This is a genomic window from Cupriavidus sp. FW305-26, assembly GCF_058787975.1.
On the sequence record NZ_JBYTAH010000017.1, the window covers coordinates 56133 to 68051 of the forward strand.

An 11919-nucleotide genomic window follows, 5' to 3' on the forward strand; every position below is an offset into this window, starting at 1 on the left:
CCGGAACGGCGACGCCCGGGTCCCAGCCTGGAACGCAGCCTGAATCCCCCTCCGCTCCCGCGCCCCAGGCCAGCGAGCGCCCTGCGGTCCGCACCGTGTTCATCGTCTCGGATGGCACCGGCATCACGGCGGAGACGTTCAGCCACTCCATCCTGGCCCAGTTCGAGATGCGCTTCCGCAAGGTGCGCATGCCCTTCGTCGATACCCCGGAAAAGGCACATATCGCCGTCGGCAAGATCAATGAGGCATTCCACAACGAAGGCGTGCCGCCCATCGTCTTCACCACCCTGGTCAACCAGGAAGCGAACAAGGCACTGCGCCGCGCCAAGGCGATGATCCTGGACATGTTCCAGACCTTCATCGAGCCGCTTGAGAAAGAACTGGGGCTGAAGTCGACTCACGCCATCGGCCGCTTCCACCAGAACGCTGACACAGAGGCTTACAAAAACCGGATCGAGGCGATCAACTTCTCGCTGGCGCATGATGACGGCCAGTCACACAAGAACCTGGAAGAAGCCGATGTGATCCTGGTGGGCGTATCGCGCAGCGGCAAGACCCCGACCAGCCTCTACCTGGCCATGCAATACGGGCTGAAGGCGGCCAATTACCCGCTGATCCCCGACGATTTCGAGCGCGGCCGGCTGCCGTCGGCGTTGTATGCGTTCAAGCCGAAGATCTTCGGCCTGTCGATCGATCCGCAGCGCCTGACCGAGATCCGCAACGAGCGCCGCCCCGGCAGCAAGTATGCGGCGCTGGAAAACTGCCGCTACGAGGTCAACGAGGCCGAGGCGATGATGCGGCGCGAAGGGATCAAATGGCTCTCTTCCACGCACAAATCGATTGAAGAGATCGCGACCACGATCCTGCAGGAGATCAAGGTCGATCGCGACAACTACTAAGAAAAAAGCGGCCGTTCAGGCCGCTTTTTTTCTTGCGCTGCCGGCGCAGCCTCAGGCGGCGCGCCGCTGGCGCACTGCCTCGAACAGGCAGATGGCGGTCGCCGCCGCGACATTCAGTGATTCCAGCCCGCCCGGTTGCGGGATGCCCACCTTGCGCGTGACATGCGCCATCCAGCCGTCGCTGACCCCTGCCCCCTCGTTGCCAACCACCCAGGCCACCGGCCCGCGCAGATCGGTATCGAATACCGCGGCATCGGCGTGCGACGAAGTCGCCAGCAGCGGCACCGCGAGGCGCGGCGCCAGCGACTCAAGCGTGCAGTGCTCGACGATATTCAGGTGAAAGTTGGCGCCCATGCCGGCACGCAGCGTCTTGACCGACCAGGCAAAGGCACAGCCGGTGGCAAGGAAGGCATGCTGGATGCCGGCGGCGGCGGCGCTGCGCAGGATTGAGCCGACATTGCCGGCATCCTGCACCCCGTCCAGGATGATGCAGTCTTGTTCGATTCGCGCCGGCAGGTGGCCGACCGGCGTCTCGATCACCAGCATCAGGTCGATGCCATTGACCACGCCACTGATCTGCGTGAACAGTGCATCGGCCAGCACCACCACGCGCTCGGCCTCGATCAGCGCCAGCACCGGCGCCACCTCGGCATGGTCGTAGTGCCGTTCCGACACCACGCAGGTGACGGGCTGGCCGCGCGCGGCCACATAGGCCTGCGCCAGGTGGACGCCGTCGAGCAGCGACTGCCCTGCCTTGCGGCGCTGGTGCGTGGAAGTGGCCAGGGCCTTCAGATGCTTGAACAGCGCGTTGTCGCGCGAGGTGACGTGCTTCACGATGCGGAGATGGTCTGGGTGCCCTTCACTGCGCGGCCGTGACGGATACCGTCGCGACAGGCTCGATGACTTCCGCGGTGGCGGGCATGGCGGTGAACATGGGCAGCCGGGCCAGCGCCTCTCGCACCGGCGCAAACGAACGGCGGTGGTGCGGCGTGGCGCCGAACTCAGCCAGCGCAGCCAGATGCTGCGGCGTGCCATAGCCGACGTGCGAATCGAAGCCGTACTGCGGATAGCGCTCGTGCAGCACTCTCAGCTCGCGGTCGCGCGCCACCTTGGCCAGGATCGACGCGGCCGAGATCGCCTTGACCAGCGCATCGCCCTGGACAATGGCTTCCACCGGGAACGGCACCTGCGGGCAACGATTGCCATCGACCTGCACCAGATCCGGCACGATGCCGCTGGCGGCCAGCCCCTGCACGGCACGCTGCATTGCCAGCATGCTCGCGTGCAGGATGTTGAGCGTATCGATCTCCTCGACCGTGGCAAAGGCGATATGCCAGCCCAGCGCGCGTTCGCAGATCTTTTCGTAGAGCTGCTCGCGCTTGGCGGCAGTCAGGATCTTGGAGTCGGCCAACCCGCGAATCGGACGCTTCGGGTCCAGTATCACCGCGGCGGCATAGACCGGCCCGGCCAGCGGGCCGCGGCCCGCTTCGTCAACGCCGCACAGGCGCTGCACGGCGGCAGCGGCCGGGGCGAGATCGAGGCCCATCTGGGGAGAAGCGGCATTGCGGCGCGCCATCAGACGGTCCCCCGGCTGTGCATCAGATCCACCACTACATCGGCGGCCAGTTGCGCGGTATTGCACTTCAGCGTCTCGTGCATGCGGGTGAAATGCTCGTAGAGGAAGGCGGTGTTGCCCTCGTCGTTGAGCTGCAGCAGCGTTTCGCGGGCCAGCGCCTCGGGCGTGGCATCGTCCTGCAGCAGTTCCGGCACGACGAAGCGCCCTGAAAGGATATTAGGCAATCCCACGTACGGGAGGTAACCCTGCCGCTTCATGATCTGCGCGGTCAGCCAGGGCACCTTGTACGAGATCACCATGGGCTTCTTGTACAGCGCCGCTTCCAGCGTGGCGGTGCCGCTGGCCAGCAGCACCACGTCGGCCGCCTCCATCGCCTGGTGCGACTTGCCGTCGACGATGGTCAGGCGCAGTTCTGGATACTGCGCGTGCAGTTCCTCGACGATGCCGCGCAGCTGCGCGCTCGCCACCGGCAGCACGAACGCCAGGTTCGGGTCCATGCGCTGCATGCGAGCCATGGCGGCAAAGAAGGTGGCGCCGAGGTTGCGCACTTCGGACTGGCGGCTGCCCGGCAGCACGGCGACGATGCGGTGCCCGGCCGGCAGGCCGAGTTCGGCGCGCGCGCCGGCGACGTCGGGCACCATCGGGATCACGTCAGCCAGCGGATGGCCCACGTAGGTGGCCGGGATTCCGGCCTTGGCGTAGATCTCCGGCTCGAACGGGAACAGGCACAGGATGTGGTCCACCGCGCGCGCGATGGTGCGGATGCGCCCGCCGCGCCAGGCCCAGATCGACGGGCTGACAAAATGCACCACCGGGATGCCGGCACGGCGCAGCGGCACTTCCAGGCCGAAATTGAAGTCCGGGGCGTCAACCCCGATAAAGCATTGCGGCGGATTGGCCAGCAGCCAGTCGCGCACCGCGCGCCGCGTGGCCAGGATCTCGCGCAGCGAGCCCAGGACCTCGACATAGCCGTTGACCGACAGTGTTTCCATCGGCCAGCGCGAGGTGAAGCCCTGCGCCATCATGCGCTTGCCGCCGATGCCGGCGTACTCGACCGTATCGCCCAGGCGGGACTGCAGCCCGCCCATCATCAACGATGCCAGCAGGTCGCCCGAGGCCTCGCCGGCCACCATGGCGATGGTGCCGCGCTTGCCCGCGGCGCTACCGTTGCCTGTGGACAAGCCACCCCGAATTGCGGCGTCGACCATTGCGGTCCGGTCTCAGCGTACGATGCCGCGCTGGGTGGCGGCAAGGAAGTCGACGAACGCGCGCAGCGGCGCCGCAGTGCCGGCATCGGATTGGCCCAGCAAGGCGGTGATCTCATTGCGCGCCTCATCGAAGCTGAGGTCGGACTTGTAAAGCAGCTTGTAGGCCTGGCGCAGCGCGGCGATCTGGCCCGCGTCGAAGCCGCGGCGGCGCAGCCCCTCGACGTTGACGCCGTGCGGCGTAGCCTTGTTGCCGCTCTTGTCGCTCGCGGCGATCACGAACGGCGGCACGTCCTGCACCAGCGCCGAGGCGCCGCCCAGCATCGCATGGGCGCCGATGCGCACGAACTGGTGCACGCCGCTCATGCCGCCCAGGATCGCCCAGTCGCCCACTTCAACGTGGCCGGCGATCTGCGCGTTGCTGGAAAACACGGTGTGGTTGCCGACCGTGCAGTCATGCGCGATATGCACGTAGGCCATGATCCAGTTGTCGTTGCCGAGGCTGGTCAGGCCGCGGTCCTGCACCGTGCCGGTGTGGATCGTGGTGAATTCGCGGATGGTGTTGCGGTCGCCGATCTCGAGCCGGGTCGGCTCGTTGCGGTACTTCATGTCCTGCGGCACGCCGCCGACCGATGCATAAGGACCGATCGTGTTGCCCTCGCCGATCGTGGTGTAACCCTCGACCGTCGTATGCGAGCCGACCCGGGTGCCGCTACCGATCCGCACGTTGGGGCCGACGATAGAGAACGGGCCGACGGTCACGTCGGATGCCAGCTCTGCTTTCGGGTCGACCAGCGCGGTGGGGTGGATTTGCGTCATACGTCCTGTCCTGTGGTGTGTCTGGTGAAGGATGGGCCAATGCGCGCGGCAAAGGTTCCCGTCCGGGCCGCTTGCCCCCGCTGCACGGGGGCACGGCAGTCAGCCGGCGGCGCTGCCGCCGGCCGCGCGCGGCCTCACTCGGCCTGCTTCACGGTGCACATCAGCTCCGCCTCGCAGGCCACCTTGTCGTCCACCGTGGCGAACGCCTTGAACTTCCAGATGCCGCGGATATAGCGTTCGACTGTCACGTTCATGTGCAGCTGGTCGCCCGGGTACACCACCTGCTTGAAGCGGGCCCCGTCGATGCCGACAAAGTAGTACAGCGCGCCTTCCTTGCGCTCCATGTCGGCGCCGAAGGTCAGCAGGCCGGCCGACTGCGCCAGCGCTTCCAGGATCATCACGCCCGGCATCACCGGCTGTTCCGGGAAATGGCCCTGGAAGTACGGTTCGTTGATGGTGACATTCTTCAGCGTCTTGATCCGCTTCTGCGCCTCGAACTCCAGCACACGGTCCACCAGCAGGAACGGGTACCGGTGCGGCAGCAGTTTGAGGATCTTGCGGATATCGATTTCGGCCGCGCTCATGATGATTTCTCTTTAGTCTTGTGAGGGTTGGGACCCGGCGGCCTGGCCGCGCAGGCGGCGTTCCAGCGCCACCACCCGTTCGCGCAGCCTGGTCAGGCCGCGCACGATGGCTGCATTGCGCTCCCACTCGCCGTGCGGCAGGAACGGGAAGACGCTGGTGAAATGCCCCCCGGGCTTGGTAATGGATTTGGTAATTGAGGTGCCGCCCGACACCGTGGTGCGGTCGGCAATATTCAGGTGGCCGGAAAAATTGGCCGCTCCGCCGATCACGCAGAAGCGCCCGATGCGCGTGCTGCCTGATACCGCGGCGCAGCCTGCGATCACCGTATGGGCGCCGACACGCACGTTATGCGCGATCTGGACCTGGTTGTCGATCTTGCAGCCGTCCTCGATCACGGTGTCGGCCATGGCGCCGCGGTCGATTGCCGTATTGGCGCCGACCTCCACGTCATTGCCCAGCACCGCGCGTCCCGTTTGCGGGATCTTTACGTATTCCACGCCGGTTGCGCCGATGTCCGGCGCAAAGCCAAAGCCGTCCGCGCCGATCACCACGCCGCTGTGCAGGATGGCGCGGGCGCCGACCACGCAATCGTGGTAGACCGAAACGTTGGCATAGAGCAGCGAATCGTCGCCGATCTCTGCCTGCGCGCCGACATAGCCGTTGGCCAGGATGCGCACCCGCTCGCCCAGGCGCGCACCGCGCTCGATGACCACGTTGGGGCCGATGTAGCACGAAGCCGGCACCACCGCGTCAGGCGCCACGGTCGCGCGCGGATCGATGCCGGTGCGGGTATCGGTGTTGGCGGCGCGGTCAAAACGCTGCGCCACGCGCGCAAAGCATACGTAGGGATTGCGCGCCACCAGCCAGTTGCGGCCGTCGGCCCTGCCCTCGGCGCGAACGCGCTCGAGGTCGGCTGCCGAGACAATCACGGCGCCGGCCTGCGAATCCAGCGCCTGCTGCAGGTAGAGCGGATTGGACAGGAACGAGAGCTCGCCCGGTCCGGCCTGGTCCAGGGGAGCCAGGCCGACGATCGCCAGGTCGGGGTCACCCACAACCTGCGCGCCGTTCTCGGTGGCGAGCTGACCCAGTGTGGGTGTCTGCATGGCGGTACTTCCTAAAAAAACGAAAGACGAAGGAACGTGAGGACCGGTGCGGCTTAGCGGGCGCCGGCGTTCAGCGCCTTCATCACGTCGTCGGTGATGTCGATGCGCGGGTTCACGTATACCGCTTCCTGCACGATCAGGTCGTACTTGCGCTGCTCGGCCAGCTGGCGGATCACGCGGTTGGCGCGCTCCAGCACCTGTGCCAGTTCTTCATTGCGGCGCTGGTTCAGGTCCTCGCGGAACTCGCGCTGCTTGCGCTGGAACTCGCGGTCAAGGTCGGCCACTTCGCGCTGGCGGCGCTGGCGGTCGGAGTCGGCCAGCACGGCCGTGTCCTTGTCGAGCTTGTCGGCCATGCCCTTGATCTTCTGGGCCATGTCCTGCAGCTCGCGGTCGCGCTTGGAGAACTCCTGCTCCAGCTTGACCTGGGCAGCCTTGGCCGGCTGCGAGTCGCGCAGGATGCGTTCGGAGTTCACGGCGGCAATGCGCGCCTCCTGGGCCGTGGCCGGCACCGCGGCGCAGATGGCAGCGGTGGCGAGCGCGGCGGCGCCCAGGGATTTGACCAGTTTGGATGTTGTAATCATTTGAAACAGATCCTTTATCAGAATCAGAATGCCGTGCCGATCTGGAACTGGAAGCGCTGGACCTTGTCATTGGTGTCGCGATTGAGCGGGAAGCCCATGCTGATCTTCAGCGGGCCAATCGGCGACAACCACGACATGCCAAAGCCAGTCGAGTACTTCAGCTCGCTGAAGCTCAGCGGCTGACCTTCCTGGTAGACATTACCGAAGTCAAAGAACGTGAACAGGCGCAGCGTGCGGTCCACGCCCGAGCCCGGCAGCGGGAAGATGAACTCGACGTTGCCGATCATCTTCGAGGCACCGCCCACCGGGTTGCCATTCTGGTCCTTCGGGCCCAGCGTGCTGGTCTGGTAGCCACGCACCGAGCCGATACCACCGGCGTAGAAGTACTTGAACACCGGGAACGGCGTGTTGCCATAGCCGTGGCCGTACGCGACTTCGCCGTTCAGTGCCAGCGTGAAGGACTTCGAGATCGGATAGAAGTACTGCTGCTGCACGCTGGCGCGGTAGTACTGCGTATCGCCGCCCGGCAGCCCAACTTCCAGGTTGGCCTGGGTGTACGGGCCCTTGGTCGGCACCAGCGCGCTGTCGCGGCGGTCACGTGCCCAGCCGATGGTGAACGGGAAGTTGTTGATGCCGTCGCCGGAACTCTTGCCGATCTTGTTCAGCCAGTCGGTGTACTGGCTCGGCGTGTTGACCGAGGTATACACCTGGGTCCGTTCATAGCCGATGCCGAAGAACACCGTATCGACTTCCGAGAACGGCACGCCGAACTTGAAGCCACCACCGGCGGACACGATCTTGTAGTCCTGGTCGCCGGTGTAGTACAGCGGGCGCGAAGTACGGTAGTAAATGTCGGTCGAGCGGCTGATGCCGTCCACCGTGAAATACGGGTCGTACTGCGTCAGCGCGATGGTACGGAACGACTTGGCCGTGTTCACGTCCAGGCCCAGGCTGGTGCCGGAGCCAAACACGTTGTCCTGGCGCAGGCCGGCCTGCAGCACCAGCTTGTCGGTGGACGAGAAGCCCACGCCCAGGCTGATCTGGCCGGTCGGCTTTTCAGTCACGTTGACGTTCACATCGACCTGGTCGGGCGCGCCCGGCACGTCCTCGGTGGTGATGTTGGTGTCGGTGAAGTAGCCGGTACGGTTGATACGGGCTTGCGACTGCGTGAGCTTCTCGCTGTCGAACCACGAGCTTTCCATCTGGCGCATCTCGCGGCGCACCACTTCGTCGCGGGTCTTGCTGTTGCCCACCACGTTGACGCGGCGCACGTAGACGCGGCGGCCCGGGTCGACCATCAGGGTCAGCGCGACTTCACGCTTTTCCTTGTCGATCTGCGGCTGCGGGTTGATGGTGGTGAACGCGTAGCCGTAGGTGCCCAGCAGGTCGGTGATGGCCTTGGTGCTCTGCGTCAGCTTCTCGGACGAGAAAATATCGCCCTTCTTCAGCTGCAGCAGTTTTTCCATTTCCTCCTGCTTGCCGAGCAGCTCGCCCGCCAGGCGCACGTCGGACACCTTGTACTGGTCGCCTTCCTTGATGTTCAGCGTCAGGAAGATGTCCTTCTTGTCCGGCGTGATCGACACCTGGGTCGACTCGATCGCGAACTCCAGGTAGCCGCGGTTCAGGTAGAACGAGCGCAGCGCTTCCAGGTCGGCGGTCAGCTTCTGCTTGGAATACAGGTCGTTCTTGGTGTACCAGGACAGCCAGTTCGGCGTGGACAGCTGCATCTCGTCGCGCAGCGTGCCTTCCTTGAAAGCCTTGTTGCCGACGATATTGATCTGGCGGATCTTGGCGACCGGGCCTTCATCCACGTTGAACACGACCGAGACACGGTTGCGGTCCACCGGCGTGATCGTGGTCTGCACGTCGGCGGCATAGTAGCCGCGCGCGACGTACTGGCGCTTGAGCTCCTGCTCGGCCTTGTCGATCAGTGCCTTGTCGTAGTAACGGGCTTCGGCCACGCCAACGGCACGCAGCGAACGGCGCAGCGTGTCCTTGTCGAATTCCTTGATGCCGACGAATTCGAGCTGCGAGATCGCCGGCCGCTCTTCGACCTGGACCACCAGCACGCCTTCCTCGGCGCGGATCTGCACGTCCTTGAAGAAGCCGGTATTGTAGAGGGCACGGATGGCGTCGGCGCCCTTGTCATCGGTGAAGGTCTCACCGACGCGCACTGGCAGGTAGCCAAACACGGTACCCGGCTCGACGCGTTGCAGGCCCTCAACGCGGATGTCCCTGACGACGAACGGATCGGCAGCCCAGCCCGCCGGGCTCCAGGCTGCAATAACGGCACTCGCCAGCAAGCCCAGCGAAATGCGCTTATGTCTGATCAATGTTGATCCCCTCTTTGATTCCATCCAGGATTGCGCTCCGATGCCTTCGGACTGCGCCTGGCAAATGGCGTCCCTGGCGACGGTGCCCGACGACACCACCGCCCCCTTGCCGACACACGTTTCTAGCCGTTCGCCAGAAACATTCGGCTGACGTCATTGAACAAAGCGAGCGAAGTCAGGAGCAAGATGCAGGCGATGCCAACCTTCTGCAGCATTGCCTGCCAGTGGTCTGGGACGGGCCGGCCAGTCAAAAATTCCACGCAATAATACAGCAAATGCCCCCCATCCAGAACCGGAATGGGTAACAAATTGAGTACGCCAAGGCTTACGCTGACCAGTGCCAGGAAGCTGACAAAGGCCTGCAGGCCAAGGTTTGCGGCACGCCCCGCGTAGTCCGCCACGGTCAGCGGACCGCTCAGGTTCTGCAGCGAAGCCTGCCCCACCAGCATCTTGCCCAGCAGCTTGAGCGAGAGCGCGCTGGTGTCCCAGACCTGGCCGGCCGCGCGCGCCAGCGCCTGGTCCGGCCGGTAGCGCACGGTTTCCATCTGCACCGCCTGGCTGAGCGCCGCGCCGAGCTTGCCCGCCGGCGCCGCAGTGGCGCCACTCGCGTCCTTGGCGCCATCGCGCGCCACGGCGGTGTCTAGCGTCACCGGCACGTCCAGGCGCTTGCCGTCGCGCTCGATGCCCAGTGTCACGGTCTGGCCGGGCTGGCTGCGCACCGCCTTGATCAGCGCGCTGGCCTGCGTGAGCGGGCTGCCCTGCCAGGCAACGATGCGGTCGTCCTTTTTCAGTCCGGCGCGCTCGGCGGCCGAGTCCGGCAGCACCTCGGTAATCGTCACCGGCCCGCCCTTCAGGTTCAGGCCCAGCGTGGCCAGCGGATCCTGCTCGGGATTGCCGCCGGTATTGGGCAGGCGCGGCAGCGTTACGTCGCGCTCGGCCCCGTCGGCGCCGCGCACGCGCAGCACGGCGCGCGCATCGCCAAAGCCCTCGGCGAATACGGCCATGCGCAGGTCATTCCAGGATCGCACTGCTTCGGTATGGTCATTGGCGGTCAGCGACAGCACCCGGTCGCCTTCGCGCACGCCGGCCTGCGCCGCCATGGTGCCGGCCGCGGGCGCCGCCACCACCGGCACGGGCTCGCGCATGCCGCCGGCAAAGAGCGCGAAATACAGCACGATTGCCAGTGCAAAATTGGCCAGCGGGCCGGCCGCCACGATCACGAAGCGCTTGCCGACCGGCTGGCGGTTGAAAGCCCGCGGCAGGTCGGCCGGGTCGATCGGCGTGTCGCGCTCGGGGTCGACCTCGCGCTCGTCCAGCATCTTGACATAACCGCCCAGCGGGATCGCCGCCACCGTCCATTCGGTCTGGTCGCGGCTTTTCGAGATCCAGCGCAGCAAGGGCCGCCCGAAGCCGATCGAGAAACGCAGCACCTTCACGCCGCAGGCGCGCGCGGCGAGGTAGTGCCCCATTTCGTGCACATAGATCAGCACGCACAGGGCAACGATGAAAGCGAGTACGGTTTGCATGGAGTCGGGACGTCGGTAACGATGGCAGGACTGGCGCGCCGGGCCCCGGGGGATCCGGGGCCGCCGCAGCCGCTATTGTCGCAGATGCGGCAAGCCGCCCCGCCGGATCAGCGCTTTGCAGCCAGGGCGGCCACGCCCTCGCGTGCCGCCTCGCGCGCCAGCGCGTCGGCTGACAGCACCGCTTCGAGCGTATCGGCAGGCCCCTGGGGTGTCGCCTCAAGCACCTGCCGGACGATACCGGCAATGTCCGTGAAGCGCACTTTACCGCCCAGGAATGCCTCGACCGCCACCTCGTTGGCTGCATTGAGGGCCGCCGGCGCCACACCGCCGGCGCGCAGTGCATCGAAGGCCAGGCCCAGGCACGGGAAGCGCACCAGGTCCGGCTTCTCGAAATGCAAGCCCCCAGCCACGGTCAGGTCCAGCGGCGTGACCCCCGCATCGATCCGCTCCGGATACGCCAGGCCATAGGCGATCGGCGTGCGCATGTCCGGGTTGCCCAGTTGCGCCAGCACCGAGCCGTCGGTGTAGGCCACCATCGAATGCACGATGCTCTGCGGATGGATCAGTACCTCGATGCGCTCGGCGGGGGCACCGAACAGCCAGTGCGCCTCGATGACTTCGAGGCCCTTGTTCATCATGGTGGCGGAATCGACCGAGATCTTGCGGCCCATGACCCAGTTGGGATGGGCGCAGGCCTGGTCGGGGGAGATATCGTGCAGCGTGGCCGGGTCGCGCGTGCGGAACGGCCCGCCCGACGCGGTCAGCAGCACCCTGGCAACGCCCCGGCCGTAGCGCGGATCGTCGGCCGGCAGGCACTGGAAGATGGCGTTGTGCTCGCTGTCGATCGGCAGCAAGGTGGCGCCGTGCTCGCGCACCGCATCCATGAAGATGCGCCCGGACATCACCAGCGCTTCCTTGTTGGCCAGCAGCACGCGCTTGCCGGCACGTGCTGCCGCCAGCGTCGGGCGCAGGCCGGCGGCGCCGACGATGGCGGCCATCACCGAATCGGTCTGCGCATCGGCGGCCACGGATTCCAGCGCGGCTTCGCCGTGGCTGACCTCGGTCTTCACGCCGGCATCGCGCAGCAGGGTTTCCAGTTCGAGCGCCGCCTCGGCGGTCCCCACCACGGCGCGGGCCGGGCGGAATTCAACGCACTGGTCAGCCAGCTTGCGCACCTGCCGGTGGGCGGTCAGCGCATGCACCACATAGCGGTCGGCATGGCGCCTGACGACGTCGAGCGTGCTTTCGCCAATGGAGCCGGTGGCGCCCAGGATGGTAATGCGATGCATAGC

11 protein-coding genes are annotated in these 11919 nt (G+C 66.0%); 1 reads left to right on the forward strand and 10 read right to left on the reverse strand.

Going from position 1 to position 11919, the window contains the following annotated elements; translation table 11 throughout:
* Positions 1-95: 95 nt before the first annotated feature.
* Entirely contained in the window at positions 96-899 is an 804-nt protein-coding gene (ppsR, locus tag AC3WQZ_RS12435) for a posphoenolpyruvate synthetase regulatory kinase/phosphorylase PpsR (RefSeq protein ID WP_010809585.1), read from the forward strand.
* A gap of 51 nt (positions 900-950) precedes the next feature.
* On the opposite strand, the gene AC3WQZ_RS12440 is transcribed toward ppsR, so the two are convergent.
* From AC3WQZ_RS12440 to ispC, 10 genes are all read right to left on the reverse strand, one after another.
* Positions 951-1733: a TrmH family RNA methyltransferase gene (locus AC3WQZ_RS12440; protein ID WP_010809586.1), complete on the reverse strand. Its 783-nt coding sequence runs from the start codon at positions 1731-1733 to the stop codon at positions 951-953.
* Positions 1734-1758: 25 nt separating this feature from the next.
* On the reverse strand, positions 1759-2445 hold the full coding sequence (gene rnhB / locus AC3WQZ_RS12445; RefSeq protein WP_234788224.1) for a ribonuclease HII: 687 nt from the start codon (positions 2443-2445) through the stop codon (positions 1759-1761).
* Positions 2446-2474: 29 nt separating this feature from the next.
* On the reverse strand, positions 2475-3608 hold the full coding sequence (lpxB, locus tag AC3WQZ_RS12450; protein ID WP_371258342.1) for a lipid-A-disaccharide synthase: 1134 nt from the start codon (positions 3606-3608) through the stop codon (positions 2475-2477).
* Positions 3609-3695: 87 nt separating this feature from the next.
* Positions 3696-4499, reverse strand: coding sequence for an acyl-ACP--UDP-N-acetylglucosamine O-acyltransferase (gene lpxA / locus AC3WQZ_RS12455; RefSeq protein WP_010809589.1), 804 nt, complete (start codon positions 4497-4499; stop codon positions 3696-3698).
* Between the two features lie 134 nt (positions 4500-4633).
* Entirely contained in the window at positions 4634-5083 is a 450-nt protein-coding gene (gene fabZ / locus AC3WQZ_RS12460; protein ID WP_010809590.1) for a 3-hydroxyacyl-ACP dehydratase FabZ, read from the reverse strand.
* Positions 5084-5095: 12 nt separating this feature from the next.
* Positions 5096-6187: a UDP-3-O-(3-hydroxymyristoyl)glucosamine N-acyltransferase gene (lpxD, locus tag AC3WQZ_RS12465; protein ID WP_010809591.1), complete on the reverse strand. Its 1092-nt coding sequence runs from the start codon at positions 6185-6187 to the stop codon at positions 5096-5098.
* Between the two features lie 53 nt (positions 6188-6240).
* Complete coding sequence (locus AC3WQZ_RS12470) at positions 6241-6768, reverse strand: OmpH/Skp family outer membrane protein (RefSeq protein ID WP_011615469.1); 528 nt, start codon at positions 6766-6768, stop codon at positions 6241-6243.
* 23 nt (positions 6769-6791) lie between these two features.
* A complete protein-coding gene (bamA, locus tag AC3WQZ_RS12475) occupies positions 6792-9125 on the reverse strand; it encodes an outer membrane protein assembly factor BamA (RefSeq protein ID WP_231881344.1) in 2334 nt (777 codons plus the stop codon).
* 98 nt (positions 9126-9223) lie between these two features.
* Positions 9224-10627 (reverse strand): RIP metalloprotease RseP, encoded by a 1404-nt coding sequence (gene rseP / locus AC3WQZ_RS12480; RefSeq protein WP_492300637.1) that lies wholly within the window; start codon positions 10625-10627, stop codon positions 9224-9226.
* Between the two features lie 107 nt (positions 10628-10734).
* Entirely contained in the window at positions 10735-11916 is a 1182-nt protein-coding gene (ispC, locus tag AC3WQZ_RS12485; protein WP_439667965.1) for a 1-deoxy-D-xylulose-5-phosphate reductoisomerase, read from the reverse strand.
* Positions 11917-11919 lie beyond the last annotated feature (3 nt).

Excerpts from the sequence above, each read along its gene's own strand:
- fabZ (WP_010809590.1), bottom strand. The coding sequence starts at position 5,083 with ATGAGCGCGGCCGAAATCGATATCCGCAAGATCCTCAAACTGCTGCCG.
- lpxD (WP_010809591.1), bottom strand. The coding sequence starts at position 6,187 with ATGCAGACACCCACACTGGGTCAGCTCGCCACCGAGAACGGCGCGCAG.
- lpxB (WP_371258342.1), bottom strand. The coding sequence starts at position 3,608 with ATGGTGGCCGGCGAGGCCTCGGGCGACCTGCTGGCATCGTTGATGATG.
- lpxA (WP_010809589.1), bottom strand. The coding sequence starts at position 4,499 with ATGACGCAAATCCACCCCACCGCGCTGGTCGACCCGAAAGCAGAGCTG.
- rnhB (WP_234788224.1), bottom strand. The coding sequence starts at position 2,445 with ATGGGCCTCGATCTCGCCCCGGCCGCTGCCGCCGTGCAGCGCCTGTGC.
- rseP (WP_492300637.1), bottom strand. The coding sequence starts at position 10,627 with ATGCAAACCGTACTCGCTTTCATCGTTGCCCTGTGCGTGCTGATCTAT.
- ispC (WP_439667965.1), bottom strand. The coding sequence starts at position 11,916 with ATGCATCGCATTACCATCCTGGGCGCCACCGGCTCCATTGGCGAAAGC.
- AC3WQZ_RS12470 (WP_011615469.1), bottom strand. The coding sequence starts at position 6,768 with ATGATTACAACATCCAAACTGGTCAAATCCCTGGGCGCCGCCGCGCTC.
- bamA (WP_231881344.1), bottom strand. The coding sequence starts at position 9,125 with ATGGAATCAAAGAGGGGATCAACATTGATCAGACATAAGCGCATTTCG.